Below are 23,101 nucleotides of genomic sequence, written 5' to 3'. Positions count from 1 at the left end.
CTGGTCCCATGGACTGGACGCACTACCGCTTCCACAGCCTGTGGCACCTGCCCGCTCCGATCGCCGCCGTCTACGCGGCACTGGAGCGGGCCGAGGAGTACCCCCAGTGGTGGCCGCAGGTCCGCGAGGTCACCCCCATCGACGACACCAGCGGCGTCGTACGCATCCGTGCCACCCTTCCCTACGGGCTCACCTTCGTCGCGCGCGAGGTCCGGCGGGACCCGGCGGCCGGGGTGCTGGAGATCTCCATGAGCGGGGATCTCGAAGGGTGGGCGCGGTGGAGGCTTGAGGCCCGTGAGGGCGGGACCCTTGCGACGTACGAGCAAGTCGTCGACGTCCACAAGCCGTTGCTGCGGGTGCTCGCCGTACCGGGGCGGCCACTGTTCCGGGCCAATCACCGGCTGATGATGCGCGACGGGCGGCGCGGGCTGGCCGCGTATCTGCGAACGGTTTGAAGGAAAGGCACGCGGGACTGTATTGTTCAGTGCGTTCCCGGGCGATTAGCTCAGTGGGAGAGCGCTTCGTTCACACCGAAGAGGTCACTGGTTCGAACCCAGTATCGCCCACCGGGAGAAGGCCGGTCAGCCTAAGCTGACCGGCCTTTCGCTTGCCCTCACGCCGCCGCCGGGAGCGCCGGCGGGCGGACCGGCCAGGACTGGTCCACCGTCTCCTCCTGCCCGCTGCGCGCGAACCACGCCTGGAGGCCGCGCGCCTGGGCCGCGTGCCAGCCCGTCTGGAGGGTGTGCAGCTCGCCGGGGGAGAGGCGTTCGAGGCGCGCCGAGAAGCGGCGCCCGACCGCCCGGACGACCTCCAGCGCGGCCAGCGCGTCGGCCGCCGCGTCGTGCGCCTCGGCGAGCGTCACGCCGTAGTGCTCGCACAGGTCCGTCAGCGTGCGGCGGCCCTTGCGGTAGCGGTCGAGATGCTTGTCGAGGACCCGGGGGTCCAGGACGCGCAACGCGGACCGCTCCAGCCGGTCGTCCAAGGACGACGCCCGGTGCCGGCGCAGCTCGCGGTCCAGGAGCGTCAGGTCGAACGGCGCGTTCATCACCACCAACGGCCGCCCCACGGCCGCCTGTTCGGCCAGCAGCTCCGCTATCTCGTGCATCACCGGCGCCGGCCAGCGGCCGTTGCGCTGGAGGTGCTCATCCGTCAGCCCGTGCACCGCCGTCGCCGAACTCGGCACCGGTACACCCGGGTTGACCAGCCAGCGGTTCACCCGGGGCCGGGTCCCCGTGGCGTCCTGCACGACGAGCGCGGCCGACACGATCCGGTCCGACTCGACGTCCACTCCTGTCGTCTCCGTGTCGAAGGCCGCGAGGGGGCCTTCGTACCAGCACGTCATATCCTCACAACCCCTCGTTCACGCACGGCCGATGACATGCCGTCTTCTGCCTGTTTGGTGATACCCGGGCTGTTTGCGCCGTACGCCGGAAGGACACAACAGGAGTGCGGGAGCCGGGAGTTCACCGGACCGCACCAAGAACTCGCAATAACGGGGAAGGCTTTTGGTCATGGCGATAGCGCAGCCCGAGCGGGGCGGGCTGCTGCCCGAACGCACGGGCCCCCATCGCGGCACGCTCGCCACCACCGCCTGCATGGAGACCTTGCAGGTCGGCTATCTGCACGCCGTCGCCGCCGCGGCCGGCTGCTCGCTGTCCCAGCCGTTCCCGGACAACGGCATCGACTGGCACGTCAGCCATGGCTCACCCGGCCACACCGTCGACGACGAGGTCACCATCAAGGTCCAGCTCAAGGCGACGTACCAGCTCCCGCCCCACCCGCCGGGCCGCACCTTCCCCTTCACCCTCGAAAACGACCACCTGCGCAAACTCGCGCGCACCCCGGTGTCCGTGCACAAGATCCTGGTCGTCATGCTCGTCCCGCGCTCCCCGGACGACTGGCTGCGCGCCGGCCACGACCGCCTCGACCTGCGGCACTGCTGCTACTGGGTCAACCTCGCCGGCCGGCCGATCACCGGCCGCACCCGCACCACCGTACGGATACCGACCTCACGCATCTTCGACGACCGGGCGCTGTGCGAGATCATGACGCGGGTCGGGACGGGAGGACGACCATGAGCCACCGGCCGCTCGACGAACTACGGCCCCACCCCGAACCCGACGGCTGGTACCGCGTCCCCGACGCCACCGACGTCGACCCCGCCGTCCTCGCCGCCCTCCTGCGCCGGCACGGCTGGCAGCGGCGCGGCGGAGCACCCGGCCGCTACGGACGCTGGACCCCGCCCGGACCCGGCACCACGACCAGCCTCCTCGTCCCCGAGACCCGCGCCTACCCCGACAGCGACGACCTGCTGACCGAGGCACTCACCGCACTCACCCGCACCGGAACACCCGCCGCGCGCGAGGTCCTGCTCGGGCTCGCCGTCCCCAGCGACGAGATCCGCTGGTGGCGGGACATCCCCGAAGGACCCGCGGCCTGGAACGCCGCCTCCTGGAACGCCGACGACGAACTGCGCGCCGCCGCCCGCCGCACCCTCCTCGCCGCCGCCCTCGCGACCCGCGCCCCCGCCGGCTACCACGGCGCCCGCCACCGCCACAGCGCCTCCGCACTCCTCGACGACGTCCTCGTCGGCACCGCCGAAGGAGGACGCCGGCTCACCGCGTTCGTCCCCGTCGGCGCCGCCCGGCCCCTCGCCGTACGCCTGCACCAGGCGCTGTACGCCGCCCGCGAAGCCGTCGACTACCAGCGGGCCACCGGCGGCATGGACGCCTTCGACGCCGCCGTCGAGGCAGGCGTCAGCCGGGAGCTGACCGAGGCACTCATCTCGCTCGTGCGGGGTACGGAGGGGGCGCGCATCGCCGTCGAGTGGGCGCCCGGCGCCGGGGTGCCCGAGGGGTGCGCCGGGTCCGGGGAGGCCGTCGAGTTCTCGCCGGGGGACGTACCCGTGCTGCGCGAGGCCGGGGCGCGGTACCTGCGGGAGGAGCCGTCCGTGCCGGTCACGGTGACCGGGGCCGTCCTGCGGCTGCGGCGGTCCGGGCCCCGGGGGGAGGGGAGCGTGCGGCTGCGGGTCCTTGCGGGGGCCGAGGTGGCCCAGGTGCGGGTGCGGCTCGACGAGGAGGACTACCGGATCGCCGGGCAGGCGCATCTGCTGGGGCTGCCGGTCCGGGTACGGGGACGGCTGGAGAGCCGGGGCGGGTTCCGGCGGCTGGCGGAGGGGTACGGCGTCGTACCCGTCGAAGTCGACGACGAGGAGCGGGACCGGCTGCTCAAGTCGCTCCAGGAGAACCTCGACTTCTTCGAGGAGGCGTGCGGGGGCGAGCTGGACGACTGACCTGGGGGGCTTGTTTCGCGGTGGGTGCTCCCGGGTCGGTACGATCCCCTCTTGCGCGCGCTCCTCGTATGGCGCCGCATTTCACCTTCAGGCAGGAGAGACCGGTGTCAGACGTCCGTGTGACCATCCAACGCGATTCCGAGCGGGAAGAGCGCGTGGTGACGACGGGGACCACGGCTGCCGACCTCTTCGCCGGCGAGCGCTCGATCATCGCCGCGCGCGTGGCCGGTGAGCTGAAGGACCTGGCGTACGTGGTGTCCGACGGCGAGACCGTCGAAGGGGTCGAGATCTCCTCCGAGGACGGGCTCAACATCCTGCGGCACTCCGCCGCCCACGTCATGGCGCAGGCCGTGCAGGAGATCTTCCCCGAGGCCAAGCTCGGCATCGGACCGCCGGTCAAGGACGGCTTCTACTACGACTTCGACGTCGAGAAGCCGTTCACGCCCGAGGATCTCAAGGCCATCGAGAAGAAGATGCAGGAGATCCAGCGCAGGGGGCAGAAGTTCGCCCGCCGTGTGGTGACCGACGAGGCCGCCCGCGAGGAGCTGGCGAACGAGCCGTACAAGCTGGAGCTGATCGGGCTCAAGGGGTCCGCCTCCTCCGACGACGGCGCGGACGTCGAGGTCGGCGCCGGTGAGCTGACGATCTACGACAACCTCGACGCGAAGACCGGCGAGCTGTGCTGGAAGGACCTGTGCCGTGGTCCGCACCTGCCGTCGACCCGGATGATCCCGGCGTTCAAGCTGATGCGGAACGCCGCCGCGTACTGGCGGGGCAGCGAGAAAAACCCCATGCTCCAGCGCATCTACGGCACCGCCTGGCCGTCCAAGGACGAGCTGAAGGCGCACCTCGACTTCCTCGTGGAGGCCGAGAAGCGCGACCACCGCAAGCTCGGCAGCGAGCTGGACCTCTTCTCCATCCCCGAGCAGATCGGCTCCGGGCTCGCGGTCTTCCACCCCAAGGGCGGGATCATCCGCCGGGTGATGGAGGACTACTCGCGGCGGCGGCACGAGGAGGAGGGGTACGAGTTCGTCTACACGCCCCATGCGACCAAGGGCAAGCTTTTCGAGCAGTCCGGTCACCTCGACTGGTACGCCGACGGTATGTACCCGCCCATGCAGCTCGACGAGGGCGTGGACTACTACCTCAAGCCGATGAACTGCCCTATGCACAACCTGATCTTCGACGCGCGGGGGCGGTCGTACCGTGAACTGCCGCTGCGTCTCTTTGAGTTCGGAACCGTGTACCGGTACGAGAAGTCGGGTGTCGTGCACGGTCTGACCCGCGCGCGCGGGTTCACTCAGGACGACGCTCACATCTACTGCACGCGTGAGCAGATGTCCGACGAGCTGGACCGGACGCTGACGTTCGTGCTGGGGCTGCTGCGGGACTACGGGCTCGATGACTTCTACCTGGAGCTGTCGACCAAGGACCCGGAGAAGTTCGTCGGGTCGGACGAGGTCTGGGAAGAGGCGACGGAGACGCTGCGGCAGGTGGCCGAGAAGCAGGGACTGCCGCTGGTGCCGGACCCGGGCGGTGCCGCGTTCTACGGGCCGAAGATCTCCGTGCAGACCAAAGATGCCATTGGCCGCACCTGGCAGATGTCGACCATCCAGCTCGACTTCAACCTGCCGGAGCGGTTCGACCTGGAGTACACGTCGGCGGACGGGACGAAGCAGCGTCCGGTCATGATCCACCGTGCGCTGTTCGGGTCCATCGAGCGGTTCTTCGCCGTGCTGCTTGAGCACTACGCGGGGGCGTTCCCGGCGTGGCTGGCTCCGGTGCAGGCGGTGGGCATCCCGATCGGGGACGCGCACATCGACTACCTCACGGAGTTCGCGGCCGAGGCGAAGAAGAAGGGGCTGCGGGTCGAGGTGGACTCCTCGTCGGACCGGATGCAGAAGAAAATCCGTAACGCGCAGAGGAGCAAAACGCCGTTCATGATCATCGTCGGTGACGAGGACATGAACGCGGGCACGGTGTCGTTCCGGTACCGGGACGGTTCGCAGGAGAACGGGATTCCGCGGGACCAGGCGTTGGTTAAGCTCGTTGACGTGGTGGAGCGCCGCGTACAGGTGTGATTCCCTCCCCGCGACTGCGGGGGTGATCCGATGCAAGAGATCCGGAATCGGGGACAGCAGTTGTCGTCCCCGCGCCAGCGGGGTTCCGGCCCTCGGAGTTCGCTCCGGGGGCCTTTCCCCTGCCCCCAGGCGTACGCCATATGCTGCTCACCATGACGAGTGAGCCGGAGCAGCAGATCGGAGTGGGCGTGCCGGACGCGTTCCAGCGCCTGTGGACGCCTCATCGGATGGCCTATATCCAGGGTGAGAGCAAGCCGACCGGTCCGGGGGCCGACGACGGGTGTCCGTTCTGCTCGATTCCGGCGAAGTCCGACGAGGACGGGCTGATCGTCAGGCGGGGGGAGCTGGCGTACGTCGTGCTCAACCTGTACCCGTACACGGGCGGTCACGCGATGGCCGTGCCGTATCGTCACGTCGCCGACTACACGGACCTCACGGACCCGGAGACGGCGGAGGTCGCGAAGCTCACGAAGCAGGCGATGACGGCGCTGCGGAAGGCGTCGGGGGCGCACGGGTTCAACCTGGGGATGAACCAGGGCGCGGTGGCGGGCGCGGGGATCGCGGCGCACCTGCATCAGCACATCGTGCCGAGGTGGGGCGGGGACACGAACTTCATGCCGGTGGTGGGGCACACGCGGGTGCTGCCGCAGCTGCTGGCGGACACGCGGAAGATGCTGGCGGAGGCGTGGCCGGCCGAGTCGTGAGGGCTCGGCCGGCGCGGGCTCACGCGTTGTAGGTGTCCGACTTTCCGGGGCTCGGGTCCTGTACGCCGCCGCTGAGGATTCCGGCGCGGTTGACGAACTTCTCGACGTCCACGTCGTGTTCGCGCAGGACCTTGATCGTCGCGGCGTGGACGACGCGCAGGACGGGGGTCGCGGTGCGCAGGGCGTCGTCGGCCATGAAGCGGTTCTTCCAGGGCTGGTCGGCCCAGGCGTGGCGCAGGCCGAAGGGTTCGGGGAGGCTGATGGAGCCGCCGAGCCACTGGAGGAGCGGGGGGTACCAGCTGATCGTCGCGCGGGCGCCGAGGCGGACGACCTCGTCGGTGGTGACGAGGGGGAGCTTTATCTTGCGGGTCTCCCAGAAGCGGACGGTCTTGGCGACCTCCTTGGTGGGGGCCTCGGGCTTGGACATGAACAGGCCGTTGACGGGGCCGAGGGCGTGGCCGGTGACCTCTATGCGCAGCGTCTCGTGCAGGACGGTGACGGTGATCATCATCGTGATGATGAGCTGGCCGTCCCAGGTGGTCCACTGGACGCCGAGGTAGTGCCGGTTGCCGCCGCCGAACTGCTGGTTGTTGCAGATGTCCTCGATGGCCCTGGGCTTGAACTGGTACGCCTCGACGTCGGTGCCCTCGGGCCGGGTGACGGCCTTGGCGCCCTCGCCGACGTGGGAGACGACCCAGTGCCGTACGGAGGGGGCGGGGAAGCCGCCGGTCTTGAGGCTCTGGCGTTGCAGCAGGTTGAGCTGGTCGCTGATCGCGCGGGCGACGGTCCAGCTGCGGAACTCGTGGACGCCCTTGACCGGGTCGAGGGGGACGAGTTCCTCGGCGAGGTGCCAGGAGCCCCAGCGGGTGCCCATGCCGAGGATGCCCTTGGGGCCCGCGTAGAAGACGCCGTTGGACTGCTGTTCGGCGGAGAGGCGGGCCAGCGACTGGCGGAGCTGTTCGGCGGCGGCCTGGTCGGGGCTGGTGGGGACGGCCTCGGGGATCTTCGCGCCGACGCCGGCACCGGACAGGAGGCTGTCCCAGCGTTCACGCAGGTCCTTGGCGGTGGACTCGCAGATGCGGCGGGCGAGGAACCAGCCGGCGACGGGGGCGACGATCGCTCCGCGTACGTACCAGCCGAGGATGCCGCCGAAGGGCAGCTTGACGAGGAGGATCGCGGCGAGGATGCCGACGACGACGAGGAGGGCGGTGGCGAGGCCCGAGGCGCGCTTGTTGCTGCTCCTGCCCGTCATGGCGCGGAGCTGGAAGACGCCGAGCCAGAGCAGCAGGCCGGGCAGGAAGACGACGCCGCACAGGAACATGATGGCGCCGAGTTTGCGGTCCCGTTCGCGGCGGATGTTGTTCGCGGCGAGGCAGTGCTCGACGATGACCGCGGGTTCCGCGCCGAAGGACTGGATGAGGGGTTTGCGGCCGACGCCGAGCATGCGGTCGATGACGGCCTGGGAGAATGCCTCGCCGAGGTTGGGCCGGAAGATCTTGGCCCACTTGCGGCCGGTGCTCACCGACGACTGGTGCCACTCGTTGTCGGCCTTCTTTATCTCCTCCGCCGGGCTGTCCCGGTAGGCGGCCGAGGCCAGCGCGAACGTCGCCGTCTGTCCTCCGTCGCCCATCAGCGGCACCTGTGGGCCGAAGATGTCGCCGTACACACTGTCAACGGTCATGTAACCGCCCCCATCGCCGCCCGGACCCGCTCCTGCGGCTTTCCCGACTTCCGTGCTCCGCACACCTGTTGATCAGGTCATCAGGGTATCCGCCCCCACTGACATCCGGACCCGGAGCGGGGGAAGGGGAGTCGGGGGCGAGCGGCTGGGCCCGCCCCCGCCCCCCTTACGCGTTCTCCTCCTGCTCCCGCACCTTCTCCGCCACATGCGCCGGCATCGCCTCGTGCCGTGCGTACACGCGGTCGAAGCGGGCCGTGCCGTGGGACAGGGAGCGCAGGTCGACCGCGTACCGGCCGATCTCGATCTCGGGCACCTCGGCGCGGACCAGCGTGCGGCCGGGGCTGGTCTGTTCCGTGCCGAGGACGCGGCCCCGGCGGCTGGAGAGGTCGCTCATGACGGCGCCCACGTAGTCGTCGCCGACCAGGACGCTGACCTCGGCGACCGGCTCCAGCAGGTGGATCGTCGCGTCGGCGGCGGCTTCGCGCAGCGCGAGCGCGCCGGCCGTCTGGAACGCGGCGTCGGAGGAGTCCACGGAGTGGGCCTTGCCGTCGAGGAGGGTGACGCGGACGTCGACGAGCGGGTACCCGGCGGCGACCCCGCGCGCGGCCTGGGCGCGGACGCCCTTCTCGACGGACGGGATGAACTGGCGGGGCACCGCGCCGCCGACCACCTTGTCGACGAATTCGATCCCGGAACCCCCGGGGAGCGGCTCGACCTCGATCTCGCAGATGGCGTACTGCCCGTGCCCCCCGGACTGCTTGACGTGCCGTCCGCGCCCGCCCGAGCGCGCGGCGAACGTCTCCCGCAGCGACACCTTGTGCGGGACGACGTCGACCTGCACCCCGTACCGGCTGCGCAGCCGCTCCAGCGCGACGTCCGCGTGGGCCTCGCCGAGCGCCCACAGGACGACCTGGTGCGTGTGCGCGTTGTGTTCGAGGCGCATCGTCGGGTCCTCGGCGACGAGCCGGGCGAGGCCCTGGGACAGTTTGTCCTCGTCGGCCTTGCTGTGCGCCTCGATGGCGAGCGGCAGCAGCGGGTCGGGCATCCGCCAGGCGGCCATCAGCAGCGGGTCGTCCTTCGCGGACAGCGTGTCCCCGGTCTCGGCCCGCCCGAGCTTCGCGACGCACGCGAGGTCCCCGGCGATGCAGTGCGACAGCACCCGCTGCTGCTTCCCGAACGGCGCCGACAGGGCGCCCACCCGCTCGTCGACGTCATGGTCCTCGTGCCCCCGGTCGGCGAGCCCGTGCCCGGACACGTGCACCGTCTCGTCGGGGCGCAGGGTGCCGGAGAAGACGCGGACGAGGGAGACCCGGCCGACGTAGGGGTCGGAGGTGGTCTTCACGATCTCGGCGACGAGGGGTCCGCCGGGGTCGCAGGGCTTCAGCGCGCGCGTACGGCCGTCGATGGTCGTCACGTGCGGTGCCTCGCGCTCCAGCGGGGTGGGGAACCCGCGTGTGATCAGTTCGAGGAGTTCGACGGTCCCGATGCCCTGGCGGGCGCCGTCCGCCGCGGGCGCGCCGGCGAGGACGGGGAAGAACGTCCCGCGCGCGACGGCCCGCTCCAGGTCGTCGACGAGGGTCTGGACGTCGATCTGTTCGCCGTCCAGGTAGCGGTCCATGAGGGTCTCGTCCTCGCTCTCCGCGATGATCCCCTCGATGAGCCGGTTGCGGGCCTCCTCGATGGCCGGGAGCTGTGCCTCGTCCGGCTCGGACTCCTTGCGCTCGCCGGACGCGTAGTCGAACAGGGTGCGCGTGAGGAGGCCGGTGAGGCCGGTGACGGGTGCGTGGCCGTCGGGTCCCGCGGGTCCGTGCAGCGGCAGGTAGAGCGGGAGGACGGCGTCGGGGTCGTCCCCGCCGAACGTCCGCGCGCACGTGCTGACCATCTCCTCGAAGTCCGCGCGGGCCGCCTCCAGATGCGTGACGACGATCGCGCGGGGCATCCCCACGGCCGCGCACTCGTCCCACACCATGCGCGTCGCGCCGTCCACGCCGTCCGCCGCCGAGATGACGAAGAGGGCCGCGTCCGCCGCGCGCAGACCGGCCCTCAGCTCGCCGACGAAGTCGGCGTACCCGGGTGTGTCGAGGAGGTTGACCTTGATGCCGTCCCATTCGACGGGCACCAGCGAGAGCTGTACGGACCGCTGCTGGCGGTGCTCGATCTCGTCGTAGTCGGAGACGGTCCCGCCGTCCTCGACCCGGCCCGCCCTGTTCACCGCCCCCGCCGTCAGCGCGAGAGCTTCCACCAGTGTCGTCTTGCCCGCTCCGCAGTGGCCGACCAGCACCACATTCCGTACGGACGCGGGGTGGCCGGCCGCCGTAGCCCTGCCGGCGGCCCCGAGGTGTGCGTTCGCCTTGTCGCCCATGTCCTTGCCTCCCGAGCATCGGGTGAGGTCCCTGGGACGCGGGCACGCACGGATCCGCGACCAGCGGCGGCTCCGGTGACGCCCGCGGTCCTTCGAGCTTTCCACTCCCGTCACGGGGCGTCCATACGGCGGACGCGAACCCTTCGCGCCAAAGGACGGGTGCGGGTGCCCGACCGTCGTACAGGCGCGCGCGTGGCTACGATGGGCCAGCCGGTGGCCAGCAAGGGCCGCGCGGCGCCTTACGACTGTCGGGAAAGCCATGCTGAACAAGTACGCGCGTGCGTTCTTCACGCGTGTCCTCACACCGTTCGCCACGTTTCTGATCAGGCGGGGCGTCAGCCCCGACACGGTCACGCTGATCGGCACGGCGGGTGTGATCGCGGGCGCGCTGGTCTTCTTCCCCCGGGGCGAGTTCTTCTGGGGCACGATCGTCATCACGCTGTTCGTGTTCTCCGACCTGGTCGACGGGAACATGGCCCGCCAGCTCGGCCGTTCCAGCCGCTGGGGCGCCTTCCTGGACTCCACGCTCGACCGGGTCGCCGACGGCGCCATCTTCGGCGGGTTCGCGCTCTGGTACGCGGGCAGCGGCGACGACAACGTCCTGTGCGCCGTCTCGATCTTCTGCCTGACGAGCGGGCAGGTCGTGTCGTACACGAAGGCGCGCGGCGAGTCGATCGGGCTCCCGGTGGCCGTCAACGGGCTCGTGGAGCGCGCCGAGCGGCTCGTGGTGTCCCTGGTCGCCGCGGGGCTCGCCGGGCTCCACAAGTTCGGTGTGCCCGGTATCCAGTACCTGCTGCCGGTCGCGCTGTGGCTCGTCGCCGTCGGCAGCCTCGTCACGCTGGTCCAGCGGGTCGTCACGGTCCGCCGCGAGTCCGCCGAGGCCGACGCCGCCGCTGCCGCCGCCGCGCAGCAGGAGGCGGCCGGGTGAACGCCCGGGACCGGTTGACGGACGTGCTGTACGGCGCCGGCTGGGGGGCCGTCAAGAAGCTCCCCGAACCTGTCGCCGTACGCCTCGGACAGGTCATCGCCGACGTCGCCTGGCGCAGGCGCGGCAAGGGGGTGCTGCGGCTGGAGAGCAACTACGCGCGCGTACGGCCCGACGCGAGCCCCGAGCAGCTCAGGGAGCTGTCCCGCGCGGGTATGCGGTCGTACCTGCGGTACTGGATGGAATCGTTTCGCCTGCCCGCGTGGAGCGAGGAGCGTGTCAAGGGCGGTTTCGATCCCAAGGACGTCCATCACCTCACCGACGCTCTCGCCTCCGGCAAGGGCGTCGTTCTCGCGCTGCCGCACATGGCCAACTGGGACCTCGCGGGCGCGTGGGTGACGACGGGACTCGACACCCCGTTCACGACGGTCGCCGAACGCCTCAAGCCCGAGTCCCTGTACGACCGGTTCGTCGCCTACCGGCAGGGGCTCGGCATGGAGGTCCTGCCGCACAGCGGCGGCACCGCCTTCGCCACCCTCGCGCGGCGCCTGCGCGACGGGGGGCTCGTGTGCCTCGTCGCCGAGCGCGACCTGTCCGCGAACGGCGTCGAGGTCGACTTCTTCGGTGAGCGGACCCGTATCCCGGCCGGGCCCTCCCTGCTGGCCCAGCAGACGGGTGCGCTGCTGCTGCCGGTGACCCTCTGGTACGACGACTCGCCCGTCATGCGCGGACGGGTGCATCCCCCGATCGAGGTACCCGCGTCAGGTACCCGGGGCGAGAAGACGTCTGTCATGGCACAGGCGCTGGCAGATGCCTTCGCCTCGGGAATCGCCGACCATCCGGAGGACTGGCACATGCTGCAACGGCTGTGGCTCGCGGACCTCGACCCCGCGAGGGGGCCCGCGTGAGGATCGGGATCGTCTGCCCGTACTCCTGGGACGTGCCGGGCGGCGTCCAGTTCCACATCCGGGACCTCTCGGAGTACTTCATCCGCCTGGGTCACGAAGTCTCCGTCCTCGCGCCCGCCGACGAGGACACCCCCCTTCCGCCGTACGTCGTCTCCGCCGGCCGCGCGGTCCCCGTCCCGTACAACGGCTCCGTCGCCCGCCTCAACTTCGGTTTCCTCAGCGCCGCGCGCGTACGCCGCTGGCTCCACGACGGCGCCTTCGACGTCGTCCACATCCACGAACCGACGTCCCCGTCGCTGGGGTTGCTCACGTGCTGGGCCGCGCAGGGGCCGATGGTCGCGACGTTCCACACGTCCAACCCGCGCTCGCGCGCGATGATCGCCGCGTACTCGATCCTCCAGGCCGCGCTGGAGAAGATCAGCGCGCGCATCGCGGTGAGCGAGTACGCGCGGCGGACGCTGGTGGAGCATCTCGGGGGGGACGCGGTGGTGATTCCCAACGGGGTCGACGTGGACTTCTTCGCGCGCGCCGAGCCCCGGGAGCAGTGGCAGGGGGCCGGTGCGCGGGGCGAGACCCTCGGGTTCATCGGGCGTATCGACGAACCCCGCAAGGGGCTGCCGGTGCTCGTCAAGGCGCTCCCGCGGATCTTCGCCGAGCGTCCCGGCGCGCGTCTGCTGATCGCCGGGCGCGGGGACGAGGAGGAGGCCGTCGCCGGGCTGCCCGCCGAGCTGCGGTCCCGGGTGGAGTTCCTCGGCATGGTCTCCGACGTGGACAAGGCGCGTCTGCTGCGCAGCATCGACCTGTACGTCGCTCCCAACACCGGCGGCGAGAGCTTCGGGATCATCCTGGTCGAGGCGATGTCGGCGGGGGCGCCGGTGCTGGCCTCCGACCTCGACGCGTTCGCCCAGGTGCTGGACCAGGGCGCCGCCGGTGAACTGTTCGCCAACGAGGACGCGGACGCGCTCGCTCAGGCGGCGATCCGGCTGCTGGACGATCCGGCGAGACGCGCCGAACTCCGGGAGCGGGGGAGCGCGCACGTACGCCGGTTCGACTGGTCGGTGGTCGGCGCGGACATCCTGTCGGTGTACGAGACGGTGACAGCGGGGGCGGCGGCTGTGGCGGCGGACGAGCGGGCGGGGGGCGGCGGGCTCCGGGCTCGGCTGGGGCTGGCCCGGGACTGAGGGGGGCCGCGTTCCGTACGTCGCGTGCGTACGGCCACTCATGCCATCGCCGTACCCACCGCCACAACCCTCCGCCCCCGCACCCCGCTACCCTTGCCGCCCGTGACCGCAACCCTGATCTGGACCCTCGTCGTTCTCGTCGCGATCGGCCTCTATCTGAGCTGGACGGCGGGGCGGCTCGACCGGCTGCACGCCCGTATCGACGCGGCGCGGGCCGCGCTGGACGCGCAGTTGCTGCGGCGGGCCTCGGTCGCGCAGGAGCTGGCGACGTCCGGGGTGCTCGATCCGGCCGCCTCGATCGTGCTGTACGAGGCCGCGCACGCGGCGAGGCAGGCGGAGGAGGAGCAGCGGGAGGTCGCGGAGAGCGAGCTGAGCCAGGCGCTGAGGGCCGTCTTCGCGGACCACCAGCAGGTGGACGAGATCAAGGAAGCCCCCGGCGGCGAGGCGGCGACGCACGAACTGACCGAAGCCGTACGCCGCGTCCCGATGGCCCGCCGCTTCCACAACGACGCCGTAGGCGGCGCCCGGCGCCTCCGTGAACACCGCAAGGTCCGCTGGTTCCACCTCGCGGGCCACGCCGCGTTCCCGATGGCCTTCGAGATGGACGACGAACCACCGGCGGCGCTGGCGGAGAGGTGAGCGGTGTCGTCCGGGAGAGCTCCGGCCGACCCGAAAAGATCCACCGCCTGGTCATTGGCCCTTGATGTGGACTGGGCGGCGGGAGTTTCCTCGGGAGTACCCCCTCCAGGAAACCCCTTTCACTTCAGCGAGGTCGTACGTGTCCAGCAGCGAGAACCAGGCCCCCGAGACCGGCACCGCGCGCGTGAAGCGCGGGATGGCCGAGCAGCTCAAGGGCGGCGTGATCATGGACGTCGTGACGCCGGAGCAGGCGAAGATCGCGGAGGACGCGGGAGCCGTGGCCGTCATGGCGCTGGAGCGGGTCCCGGCGGACATCCGCAAGGACGGCGGCGTGGCCCGCATGTCCGACCCGGACATGATCGAGGGCATCATCGAGGCCGTGTCCATCCCGGTCATGGCGAAGTCCCGGATCGGCCACTTCGTCGAGGCCCAGGTCCTCCAGTCCCTCGGCGTCGACTACATCGACGAGTCCGAGGTCCTGACCCCGGCGGACGAGGTCAACCACTCCGACAAGTTCGCGTTCACGACCCCCTTCGTCTGCGGCGCCACCAACCTCGGCGAGGCCCTGCGCCGCATCGCCGAGGGCGCCGCGATGATCCGCTCGAAGGGCGAGGCCGGCACCGGCAACGTCGTCGAGGCCGTCCGCCACCTGCGCCAGATCAAGAACGAGATCGCCCGCCTGCGCGGCTACGACAACAACGAGCTGTACGCCGCCGCGAAGGACCTGCGCGCCCCGTACGAACTGGTCAAGGAGGTCGCCGAACTCGGCAAGCTCCCGGTCGTCCTGTTCTCGGCCGGCGGCGTGGCCACCCCCGCCGACGCCGCGCTGATGCGCCAGCTCGGCGCCGAGGGCGTCTTCGTCGGCTCCGGCATCTTCAAGTCCGGCGACCCGGCCAAGCGCGCCGCCGCGATCGTCAAGGCGACCACCTTCTACGACGACCCGAAGATCATCGCGGACGCGTCCCGCAACCTCGGCGAGGCCATGGTCGGCATCAACTGCGACACCCTCCCCGAGACCGAGCGCTACGCCAACCGCGGCTGGTAGCACCGATGACCACTCCCGTGATCGGAGTGCTCGCGCTCCAGGGCGACGTGCGGGAACACCTCGTCGCCCTGGCCGCGGCCGACGCCCTGGCCCGCCCGGTCCGCCGCCCCGAGGAACTCGCCGAGGTCGACGGCCTGGTCCTGCCCGGCGGCGAGTCGACCACCATCTCGAAGCTGGCCGTCCTGTTCGGCGTGCTGGAACCCCTCCGCGCGCGCGTACGCGCGGGAATGCCGGTCTACGGCACCTGCGCGGGTCTCATCCTGCTCGCCGACAAGATCCTCGACCCGCGCTCCGGCCAGGAGACGGTCGGCGGCATCGACATGATCGTCCGCCGCAACGCCTTCGGCCGCCAGAACGAGTCCTTCGAGGCCCAGATCGCCGTACAGGGCGTCGATGGCGCCCCCGTGGACGGCGTCTTCATCCGCGCCCCATGGGTCGAGTCCGTGGGCGCGCGTGTGGAGGTGCTCGCCGAGTACGACGGTCATATCGTCGCCGTGCGCCAGGGCAACGCGCTCGCCACGTCGTTCCATCCGGAGCTGACCGGCGACCACCGCGTGCACGCGCTCTTTGTCGACATGGTCCGCGCGAACCGGGCAGCGGAGTCCTTGTAGGATCTCTGCGTTGGTAGGTAGATGGGTTACGCGAAGGAGACAGGCAGATGTCCGGCCACTCTAAATGGGCTACGACGAAGCACAAGAAGGCCGTGATCGACGCCAAGCGCGGCAAGCTCTTCGCGAAGATGATCAAGAACATCGAGGTCGCGGCCCGTACCGGCGGCGCCGACCCGTCCGGCAACCCGACGCTGTTCGACGCCATCCAGAAGGCCAAGAAGAGCTCGGTCCCCAACAAGAACATCGACTCCGCGGTCAAGCGCGGCGCCGGTCTCGAAGCCGGTGGCGCCGACTACGAGACGATCATGTACGAGGGGTACGGGCCGAACGGCGTCGCGGTGCTCATCGAGTGCCTCACCGACAACCGCAACCGCGCCGCCTCCGACGTGCGCGTCGCGATGACCCGCAACGGCGGCAACATGGCCGACCCCGGTTCCGTCTCGTACCTCTTCAACCGCAAGGGCGTCATCATCGTCCCCAAGGGTGAGCTGTCCGAGGACGACGTCCTCGACGCGGTCCTCGACGCGGGCGCCGAAGAGGTCAACGACCTCGGCGAGTCCTTCGAGGTCCTCAGCGAGGCCACCGACCTGGTCGCCGTCCGCACCGCTCTCCAGGGCGCCGGGATCGACTACGACTCCGCCGACTCCAACTTCGTCCCGACCATGCAGGTCGAACTGGACGAGGAGGGCGCCCGCAAGATCTTCAAGCTGATCGACGCGCTTGAGGACAGCGACGACGTGCAGAACGTGTTCGCGAATTTTGACGTGAGCGACGAGGTCATGGAAAAGGTAGACGCGTAGCGCTGCCGCGGGCTGAGCCGTTTCGACGGGCCGGATGGGACACGTCCCACCGGCCCGCCGTCGTTGTCAGTGGCAGCGGCTAGCCTGACGTCATTCATGGATCACCGTCCACGAACCGCAACCATCGATTGAGGAACCACGACGGTGCTCGACCAGGTCCGCGAGAGCGGCGGCGGTTTAGCCGCAAAAGGGGAGGGTGATGTGCGGGTACTTGGGGTCGACCCCGGACTGACCCGGTGCGGCGTGGGGGTCGTCGAGGGCGTCGCCGGGCGGCCGTTGACCATGGTCGGCGTCGGTGTCGTCCGCACCCCCGCCGACGCCGAGTTGAGCCGACGCCTCCTCGCCGTCGAGCAGGGCATCGAGCAGTGGCTCGACGAGCACCGGCCCCAATTCGTCGCCGTCGAGCGGGTGTTCAGCCAGCACAACGTCCGTACGGTGATGGGTACGGCGCAGGCCAGCGCCGTCGCGATGCTGTGTGCCGCCCGGCGCGGCATCCCCGTCGCGCTGCACACGCCCAGCGAGGTCAAGGCCGCCGTCACCGGCAGCGGGCGCGCGGACAAGGCGCAGGTCGGGGCGATGGTGACGCGCCTGCTGCGGCTCGACGCGCCCCCGAAGCCCGCCGACGCCGCCGACGCCCTCGCCCTCGCCATCTGCCACATCTGGCGCGCACCCGCCCAGAACCGACTCCAGCAGGCCGTCGCCCTGCACGCCTCGAAAGGCCGGACGACATGATCGCCTTCGTCAGCGGCACGGTCGCCGCACTCGCCCCCGACGCGGCCGTGGTAGAGGTCGGCGGGGTCGGCATGGCCGTCCAGTGCGCGCCGAACACGCTCGCGGGCCTGCGCATCGGCCAGCCCGCCAAACTCTCGACGTCCCTCGTCGTACGCGAGGACTCCCTCACGCTGTACGGGTTCGCGGACGACGACGAACGCCAGGTGTTCGAGCTGCTCCAGACGGCGAGCGGGGTGGGGCCGAGGCTGGCGCAGGCGATGCTGGCGGTGCACACGCCGGACGCGCTGCGCAGGGCGGTGGCGACGGGGGACGAGAAGGCGCTGATCTCCGTCCCCGGCATCGGCAAGAAGGGCGCGCAGAAACTGCTGATCGAACTGAAGGACAGACTGGGCGAGCCGGTCGGCACCGCGGCGATCGGCGCGCCGGTGTCGCTGGGCTGGCGGGACCAACTCCACGCGGCGCTCCTGGGGTTGGGGTACGCGACGAGAGAGGCCGACGAAGCGGTGGCGGCGGTGACCCCGCAGGCGGAGGCGGCGGACGGCACGCCGCAGGTGGGACAGCTGCTGAAGGCGGCGCTGCAAACTCTGAACAGGGCCAGGTGAGGTTCTTCCAGGGGCGCGAGCAATCACGGACGACCCACACCCGCCACCACCCATCCACCCCCCAACCCCTGAGGCGCACCACATGAACTGGGACGACACGACCGACGAGGACCGCCTCGTCGACGCGTCGGCGGACCGCGAGGACCAAGCGGTCGAAGCCGCCCTCCGCCCCAAGGACCTCGGCGAGTTCATCGGCCAGGAAAAGGTCAGGGAACAGCTGGACCTCGTCCTCAGGGCAGCCCGCGCCCGGGGCGCGACCGCCGACCACGTCCTCCTCTCCGGCGCACCCGGCCTCGGCAAGACCACCCTCTCGATGATCATCGCGGCGGAGATGGGCGCACCGATCCGCATCACCAGCGGCCCGGCGATCCAGCACGCGGGCGACCTCGCCGCGATCCTCTCCTCGCTCCAGGAGGGCGAGGTGCTGTTCCTCGACGAGATCCACCGGATGTCGAGGCCGGCGGAGGAGATGCTGTACATGGCGATGGAGGACTTCCGGGTCGACGTGATCGTCGGCAAGGGCCCGGGCGCGACGGCGATCCCCCTGGAACTCCCGCCGTTCACGCTGGTCGGCGCGACCACCCGGGCCGGCCTCCTCCCGCCGCCCCTGAGGGACCGTTTCGGCTTCACCGCGCACATGGAGTTCTACGAACCGGCCGAACTCCAGCGGGTCGTGCACCGCTCGGCCGACCTCCTGGACGTGGAGATCGACCCGGCCGGCGCCGCGGAGATCGCCGGCCGCTCCCGGGGCACCCCCCGCATCGCCAACCGCCTCCTGCGCCGGGTCCGCGACTACGCCCAGGTCAAGGCGGACGGCACGATCACGAGGACCATCGCGGGCGCGGCCCTGAAGGTGTACGAGGTGGACGAGCGCGGCCTCGACCGCCTCGACCGGGCGGTCCTGGAAGCGCTCCTGAAACTCTTCGGCGGCGGCCCGGTGGGCCTCTCGACCCTGGCGGTGGCGGTGGGCGAGGAGCGCGAGACGGTGGAGGAGGTGGCCGAACCCTTCCTGGTCCGCGAGGGCCTGCTGGCCCGCACCCCCCGAGGCCGGGTCGCGACCCCCGCGGCCTGGTCCCACCTGGGCCTGACCCCGCCCCACCAGCCCCACAACGGCACCCAGCAGAACCTGTTCGGCACCTGACCCCGCCCCTTGGCCACATCACAGGTGAGACACGGCCTGGTCACCGGTGGAGGTATTGGGTGGGTAAGGAACCCAGGTGCCATGCTGAACGTTGTTCCCTGTACGCGGACTCGCTTAGACTCCGCCGATGCCGCCCTTGTCGGCGGCATTCACAGATCCCCATCCATCAGGCCGCTCAACAGACGCGGTCACGTGAAGGAAGTTCCGAACCCGTGAGTCTCGTGACCCTCCTCCCGTTCGTCGTGCTCATCGGGGCCATGTTCCTGATGACCCGGTCGGCCAAGAAGAAGCAGCAGCAGGCGGCTGACATGCGGAACCAGATGCAGCCCGGCAGTGGCGTCCGCACGATCGGGGGGATGTACGCGACGGTCAAGGAAGTCAACGAGGAGACGATCCTGCTGGACGCCGGCCCGGGTGTGGAACTGCTCTTCGCGAAGAACGCCGTCGGCGCGGTGCTGTCGGACGAGGAGTACAACCGCATCGTCCACGGCATCGAGGCCGACCTGAAGTCCGACTCCGACATCGTTCCGGACGACGCCTCCTCCCTCACCGAGACCGAGACCGCCGAGACTGCCGGGACCGGAACCGCCGCGAGCGGGACCGCCGACGCCGACGAGCCTTCCGACGCTGCCGCCGCCTCCGACGACAAGCTCGTCGACCTCGGCAAGAAGGACGAGTCCGAGAGCGCCGAGGAGCCGAAGAAGACCGACGGCGAGTCCGACGCGAAGAAGTAGTCACGCCCCCGGGGCGCGCGGGCCGCTCCCGCGCCTCCCGGGGTGTGCGCTTCTCGCGGGGGATTCCCGACACCAGTCATGGCAGCCGCGCCACGCCGACCAGGGCGTGCGGGCGGCCCGAGAGGGAGTACGAGAAGGTGGCAGCACCTAAAAAGGGCAGGAGCGCGAGCGCCCAGAGCAAGCCGGGGCGCTCACTGGCCCTGATCCTGATCGCCATCGTGGGCCTCACGGGCGGCATGTTCGCCACCGGGGACACCAAGCCGCGCCTGGGCATCGACCTGGCCGGCGGCACGAGCATCACGCTGGAGGCCAAGGCCGACCAGGGCTCGGCGATCAACAAGGCGAACATGGACACCGCGGTCGACATCATGAACCGCCGTGTCAATGGTCTGGGCGTGTCCGAGGCGGAGGTGCAGACCCAGGGCAACTCCAACATCATCGTGAACATCCCCAAGGGCACCAACTCCGAGGAAGCCCGAGCCCAGGTCGGTACGACCGCCAAGCTGTACTTCCGCCCGGTCCTGGCCCAGGAGGCCACCGGCGCCGCGGCGAACCCGTCCCCGAGCCCCTCGGCGTCGCCCAGCGGCAGCCCGAACCCCTCGGCGTCCCCCTCGTCCAGCGCCTCCACCGGCGAGAAGGCGAGCCCGTCCCCGTCGGCGTCCTCGACGACCCAGGGCCGCGCGGTCACCGACTCCCTGCGCGCCGACGGCACCCCGTCGCCGTCCGCGTCCGCGAAGGAGTCCCCGGCCCCGGCGGCCACGCCCGCCCCCCAGCCGGCGGGCGACACCGCCAAGCTCCAGGCCGCGTACGCCGCCCTGGACTGCTCGAAGCCCGAGCAGCGCGCCAAGGCCGGCGAGGGCGCCAAGCCCACCGACACGATCGTGGCCTGCGGCGAGATCAGCAAGGTCTGGTACAAGTACCTGCTCGGCCCGGCCGGTGTCGACGGCACCGAGGTGAAGAAGGCCGCCGCGGTCTTCGACACCCAGACCGCCGCCGGCTGGCAGGTCACGATGAACTTCACCGGCGGGGGCGCCAAGAAGTTCGCGGACATCACCGGCAAGCTCGCGCAGAACCAGCAGCCGCAGAACGAGTTCGGCATCGTCCTGGACGGCGAGGTCGTCTCCAGCCCCTACGTCCAGTCCGCGATCACCGGCGGCCAGGCGCAGATCTCCGGCTCCTTCACGCAGGAGGAGGCGCAGAGCCTCGCCAACATGCTGTCGTACGGCGCGCTCCCGCTCTCCTTCAAGGAGCAGAGCGTGACGACCGTGACGGCCGCGCTCGGCGGTGAGCAGTTGCACGCCGGGCTGCTGGCCGGCGCCATCGGCCTCATCCTCGTCGTGATCTACCTGGTCGCCTTCTACCGGGGCCTGTCGCTCATCGCGCTCGCCTCGCTGCTGTGCTCCGCGGCGCTGACGTACCTGCTGATGTCGCTGCTCGGCCCGGCCATCGGGTTCGCGCTGAACCTGCCGGCCGTCTGCGGCGCGATCGTCGCGATCGGGATCACGGCGGACTCGTTCATCGTGTACTTCGAACGTATCCGGGACGAGGTCCGCGAGGGCCGTTCGCTGCGTCCCGCCGTCGAGCGGGCCTGGCCGCGCGCCCGGCGCACGATCCTGGTCTCCGACTTCGTGTCGTTCCTCGCCGCCGCGGTGCTGTTCGTCGTCACCGTCGGCAAGGTCCAGGGCTTCGCGTTCACCCTCGGTCTGACCACCGTCCTCGACGTCGTCGTGGTGTTCTTCTTCACCAAGCCGCTGATGACGCTCGTCGCGCGGACCAAGTTCTTCGGCGGCGGCCACAAGTGGTCCGGCCTCGACCCGAAGGGCCTGGGCGCCCACCCGCCGCTGCGCCGCACCCGCCGTCCCTCCGGCCCGCTCGCCGGCCCCGTAGACCCGAAGGAGGCGTGAGATGTCGAAACTCGGGAACATCGGCGCCCGGCTGCACCGCGGTGAGATCTCCTACGACTTCATCGGCCACCGCAAGATCTGGTACGGCGTCTCGATCCTGATCACCATCACGGCGATCGTCGGCCTCGCGGTGCGCGGCCTGAACATGGGCATCGACTTCCAGGGCGGCGCGGTCTTCACCACCCCGAAGACCAGCGTCTCCGTCTCGCAGGCGGAGGACTACGCCAAGGAGGCGTCCGGCCACGACGCGGTCGTGCAGAAGCTCGGCAACGGCTCGCTGCGCATCCAGATCGCCGGCATGGACACCCAGCAGTCCGACCAGATCAAGAACAAGCTGGCCTCGGACTTCAAGGTCGACACCGAGAAGATCGCCGCCGACCTGGTCGGCCCGAGCTGGGGCGACCAGATCGCCAACAAGGCATGGCAGGGCCTCGCGATCTTCATGGTCCTCGTCGTGATCTACCTGGCGATCGCCTTCGAGTGGCGGATGGCCATCGCGGCGCTCGTCGCGCTGATCCACGACATCACGATCACCGTCGGCATCTACGCCCTCGTCGGCTTCGAGGTCACGCCCGGTACGGTCATCGGTCTGCTGACGATCCTCGGGTACTCGCTGTACGACACGGTCGTCGTCTTCGACTCGCTCAAGGAGCAGACGAAGGAGATCACCAAGCAGACGAAGTCGACGTACAGCGACATCGCGAACCACTCGATCAACGGCACGCTGGTCCGCTCGGTCAACACGACCGTCGTGGCCCTGCTCCCGGTCGCAGGGCTGCTGTTCATCGGCGGTGGCTTCCTCGGCGCGGGCACGCTCAACGACATCTCCCTGTCGCTGTTCGTCGGCCTCGCGGCCGGCGCGTACTCGTCGATCTTCATCGCCACCCCGCTGGTCGCCGACCTCAAGGAGCGCGAGCCGCAGATCAAGGCCCTGCGCAAGCGGGTCCTCGCGAAGCGCACGCAGACCGCCGCCGAGGCGGAGCGGCACCCGGAGGCGAACACCGAGGAGTACGAGGACGACGACGCCGCGGCTGTCGTCGGCCCCCGCACCCAGCCCGCCTCCCGTGGCCGGGGCCGCGGCCGTCCTTCGGGGAAGCGCCGGTGACCGAGCTCACAGACATCACGACACTGCTGCTCAGCCGTATCCGTGACGTCGCGGACTACCCCGAGCCCGGGGTGATGTTCAAGGACATCACCCCGCTGCTCGCGGACCCGGCCGCGTTCACGGCGCTCACCGACGCGTTCGCCGAGATCGCGGTGCGCACCGGGGCCACGAAGATCGTCGGCCTCGAAGCGCGCGGCTTCATCCTCGGCGCCCCCGTCTCCGTCCGCGCGGGCCTCGGCTTCGTCCCGGTCCGCAAGGCCGGCAAGCTCCCCGGCGCGACCCTCTCCCAGTCGTACGACCTGGAGTACGGCTCGGCGGAGATCGAGATCCACGCCGAGGACCTCACGCCCGAGGACCGCGTCCTCGTCGTGGACGACGTCCTCGCGACCGGCGGCACGGCGGAGGCGGCGATCCAGCTGATCCACCGCGCCGGCGCCCAGGTCTCCGGCGTGGCGATCCTGATGGAACTGACGTTCCTGAACGGCCGCCCCCGCCTGGAGGCGGCCCTGAACGGCGCTCCGGTGGAGTCGCTGCTCACGGTCTGAGCACCGTCCGTACACGGAAGGCGGGCCCGGGAACCTCCCGGCGCCCGCCTTCCGCACGCGGGTGGCCGAAACCGTTCCGTGCTCCCGTTCCTCCCGCGTACCTCTGCGG

Annotated in this window: 22 protein-coding genes and 1 tRNA gene; 20 read left to right on the top strand and 3 right to left on the bottom strand. The window is 70.6% G+C overall.

Annotation, left to right across the window (positions count from 1 at the left end):
• The first annotated feature begins 8 nt into the window (after window positions 1-8).
• Both ACQCO7_RS07915 and ACQCO7_RS07910 read left to right on the top strand, forming a co-directional pair.
• Window positions 9-455: an SRPBCC family protein gene (locus ACQCO7_RS07915; RefSeq protein ID WP_464071142.1), complete on the top strand. Its 447-nt coding sequence runs from the start codon at window positions 9-11 to the stop codon at window positions 453-455.
• 39 nt (window positions 456-494) lie between these two features.
• Window positions 495-566, top strand: a tRNA-Val gene (locus tag ACQCO7_RS07910).
• A gap of 47 nt (window positions 567-613) precedes the next feature.
• On the opposite strand, the gene ACQCO7_RS07905 is transcribed toward ACQCO7_RS07910, so the two are convergent.
• Entirely contained in the window at window positions 614-1,342 is a 729-nt protein-coding gene (locus ACQCO7_RS07905) for an exonuclease domain-containing protein (protein ID WP_464071141.1), read from the bottom strand.
• Window positions 1,343-1,511: 169 nt separating this feature from the next.
• On the opposite strand from ACQCO7_RS07905, the gene ACQCO7_RS07900 reads away from it, so the two are divergent.
• The 4 genes from ACQCO7_RS07900 (at window position 1,512) to ACQCO7_RS07885 (ending at window position 6,077) form a co-directional block, all read left to right on the top strand.
• A complete protein-coding gene (locus ACQCO7_RS07900) occupies window positions 1,512-2,078 on the top strand; it encodes a DUF4365 domain-containing protein (protein WP_010351303.1) in 567 nt (188 codons plus the stop codon).
• Complete coding sequence (locus ACQCO7_RS07895) at window positions 2,075-3,292, top strand: hypothetical protein (protein ID WP_464071140.1); 1,218 nt, start codon at window positions 2,075-2,077, stop codon at window positions 3,290-3,292. The genes ACQCO7_RS07900 and ACQCO7_RS07895 overlap by 4 nt, the downstream gene beginning before the upstream one ends.
• Window positions 3,293-3,396: 104 nt before the next feature.
• Window positions 3,397-5,373 carry a threonine--tRNA ligase gene (thrS, locus tag ACQCO7_RS07890; RefSeq protein WP_464071139.1) on the top strand — a complete coding sequence of 659 codons (1,977 nt, stop codon included), beginning with the start codon at window positions 3,397-3,399 and terminating at the stop codon, window positions 5,371-5,373.
• 152 nt (window positions 5,374-5,525) lie between these two features.
• Window positions 5,526-6,077: an HIT family protein gene (locus ACQCO7_RS07885; protein ID WP_464071138.1), complete on the top strand. Its 552-nt coding sequence runs from the start codon at window positions 5,526-5,528 to the stop codon at window positions 6,075-6,077.
• Between the two features lie 19 nt (window positions 6,078-6,096).
• On the opposite strand, the gene ACQCO7_RS07880 is transcribed toward ACQCO7_RS07885, so the two are convergent.
• Entirely contained in the window at window positions 6,097-7,758 is a 1,662-nt protein-coding gene (locus tag ACQCO7_RS07880) for a hypothetical protein (RefSeq protein ID WP_464071137.1), read from the bottom strand.
• Window positions 7,759-7,924: 166 nt separating this feature from the next.
• The gene (locus tag ACQCO7_RS07875) at window positions 7,925-10,120 is read right to left on the bottom strand and encodes an elongation factor G-like protein EF-G2 (RefSeq protein ID WP_464071136.1); all 2,196 of its coding nucleotides are present in this window, start codon (window positions 10,118-10,120) and stop codon (window positions 7,925-7,927) included.
• A 259-nt stretch (window positions 10,121-10,379) separates the two neighbouring features.
• Here ACQCO7_RS07875 and pgsA point away from each other — a divergent pair, with 259 nt between their 5' ends.
• The 14 genes from pgsA to ACQCO7_RS07805 all read left to right on the top strand — a co-directional run bounded on the left by pgsA (window position 10,380) and on the right by ACQCO7_RS07805 (window position 22,992).
• On the top strand, window positions 10,380-11,048 hold the full coding sequence (pgsA, locus tag ACQCO7_RS07870; RefSeq protein ID WP_464071135.1) for a phosphatidylinositol phosphate synthase: 669 nt from the start codon (window positions 10,380-10,382) through the stop codon (window positions 11,046-11,048).
• Window positions 11,045-11,953: a phosphatidylinositol mannoside acyltransferase gene (locus tag ACQCO7_RS07865; protein WP_464071134.1), complete on the top strand. Its 909-nt coding sequence runs from the start codon at window positions 11,045-11,047 to the stop codon at window positions 11,951-11,953. Before pgsA ends, ACQCO7_RS07865 begins: the two co-directional genes overlap by 4 nt.
• Window positions 11,950-13,134 (top strand): glycosyltransferase family 4 protein, encoded by a 1,185-nt coding sequence (locus tag ACQCO7_RS07860; protein ID WP_464071133.1) that lies wholly within the window; start codon window positions 11,950-11,952, stop codon window positions 13,132-13,134. The genes ACQCO7_RS07865 and ACQCO7_RS07860 overlap by 4 nt, the downstream gene beginning before the upstream one ends.
• Before the next feature lie 93 nt (window positions 13,135-13,227).
• Entirely contained in the window at window positions 13,228-13,773 is a 546-nt protein-coding gene (locus ACQCO7_RS07855) for a LemA family protein (RefSeq protein WP_464071132.1), read from the top strand.
• Window positions 13,774-13,912: 139 nt separating this feature from the next.
• Window positions 13,913-14,818 (top strand): pyridoxal 5'-phosphate synthase lyase subunit PdxS, encoded by a 906-nt coding sequence (gene pdxS, locus ACQCO7_RS07850; RefSeq protein ID WP_010351291.1) that lies wholly within the window; start codon window positions 13,913-13,915, stop codon window positions 14,816-14,818.
• Window positions 14,819-14,823: 5 nt separating this feature from the next.
• The gene (gene pdxT / locus ACQCO7_RS07845; protein ID WP_464071131.1) at window positions 14,824-15,429 is read left to right on the top strand and encodes a pyridoxal 5'-phosphate synthase glutaminase subunit PdxT; all 606 of its coding nucleotides are present in this window, start codon (window positions 14,824-14,826) and stop codon (window positions 15,427-15,429) included.
• 47 nt (window positions 15,430-15,476) lie between these two features.
• Entirely contained in the window at window positions 15,477-16,229 is a 753-nt protein-coding gene (locus tag ACQCO7_RS07840; RefSeq protein WP_464071130.1) for a YebC/PmpR family DNA-binding transcriptional regulator, read from the top strand.
• A 201-nt stretch (window positions 16,230-16,430) separates the two neighbouring features.
• A complete protein-coding gene (ruvC, locus tag ACQCO7_RS07835) occupies window positions 16,431-16,961 on the top strand; it encodes a crossover junction endodeoxyribonuclease RuvC (protein ID WP_464071129.1) in 531 nt (176 codons plus the stop codon).
• Complete coding sequence (ruvA, locus tag ACQCO7_RS07830; RefSeq protein WP_464071128.1) at window positions 16,958-17,563, top strand: Holliday junction branch migration protein RuvA; 606 nt, start codon at window positions 16,958-16,960, stop codon at window positions 17,561-17,563. Before ruvC ends, ruvA begins: the two co-directional genes overlap by 4 nt.
• Before the next feature lie 82 nt (window positions 17,564-17,645).
• Window positions 17,646-18,704 (top strand): Holliday junction branch migration DNA helicase RuvB, encoded by a 1,059-nt coding sequence (ruvB, locus tag ACQCO7_RS07825; protein ID WP_464071127.1) that lies wholly within the window; start codon window positions 17,646-17,648, stop codon window positions 18,702-18,704.
• A gap of 212 nt (window positions 18,705-18,916) precedes the next feature.
• Window positions 18,917-19,438, top strand: coding sequence for a preprotein translocase subunit YajC (yajC, locus tag ACQCO7_RS07820; RefSeq protein ID WP_464071126.1), 522 nt, complete (start codon window positions 18,917-18,919; stop codon window positions 19,436-19,438).
• A gap of 137 nt (window positions 19,439-19,575) precedes the next feature.
• Entirely contained in the window at window positions 19,576-21,342 is a 1,767-nt protein-coding gene (secD, locus tag ACQCO7_RS07815) for a protein translocase subunit SecD (RefSeq protein ID WP_464071125.1), read from the top strand.
• Window position 21,343: 1 nt separating this feature from the next.
• Window positions 21,344-22,447, top strand: coding sequence for a protein translocase subunit SecF (gene secF / locus ACQCO7_RS07810; protein WP_464071124.1), 1,104 nt, complete (start codon window positions 21,344-21,346; stop codon window positions 22,445-22,447).
• The gene (locus ACQCO7_RS07805) at window positions 22,444-22,992 is read left to right on the top strand and encodes an adenine phosphoribosyltransferase (RefSeq protein WP_464071123.1); all 549 of its coding nucleotides are present in this window, start codon (window positions 22,444-22,446) and stop codon (window positions 22,990-22,992) included. The genes secF and ACQCO7_RS07805 overlap by 4 nt, the downstream gene beginning before the upstream one ends.
• The last annotated feature ends 109 nt before the right edge of the window (window positions 22,993-23,101 follow it).

It is taken from the genome of Streptomyces saintjeani, assembly GCF_055409605.1.
Note: the sequence above shows the minus strand (reverse complement) of the source record. Positions and strands in the feature narration are given on the sequence as shown.